The following is a 465-nucleotide window of genomic DNA, read 5'->3' as shown; positions in this document are numbered from 1 at the left end:
GGAGGTGCAGACGACGCTGGGTCTGTCGAACATCTCCTTCGGCCTCAACCCGGCGGCCCGGATCGTGCTGAACTCGGTCTTCCTCGACGAGTGCGTGAAGGCGGGCCTGGACTCGGCGATCGTGCACGCCTCGAAGATCCTGCCCATCGCGCGCCTGGAGCCGGAGCAGGTCGAGGTGGCGCTCGACCTGATCCACGACCGCCGGCGGGAGGGCTACGACCCCCTCCAGCGCCTGCTTGAGCTCTTCGAGGGCGCCACGGCGAAGTCCCTCAAGGCCGGCAAGGCGGAGGAGCTCCTCGCCCTGCCGCTGGAGGAGCGGCTCAAGCGGCGGATCGTCGACGGCGAGAAGAACGGCCTGGAGGCGGACCTGGACGCGGCGCTCGGCGAGCGGCCCGCCCTGGAGATCGTCAACGACGTGCTGCTCGACGGCATGAAGACGGTCGGCGAGCTGTTCGGCTCCGGCCG

The 465-nt window shown here is 70.3% G+C and carries 1 protein-coding gene; it reads left to right on the top strand.

Features of this window, described 5'->3' with window-relative positions; genetic code table 11:
- Positions 1-465: B12-binding domain-containing protein (locus K7G60_RS38695; protein ID WP_225805643.1), on the top strand; the 465-nt coding region annotated here is incomplete at both ends.

It is taken from the genome of Streptomyces sp. NK15101 (assembly GCF_020400725.1).
Taxonomy (GTDB): Bacteria; Actinomycetota; Actinomycetes; order Streptomycetales; family Streptomycetaceae; genus Streptomyces.
Note: the sequence above shows the minus strand (reverse complement) of the source record. Positions and strands in the feature narration are given on the sequence as shown.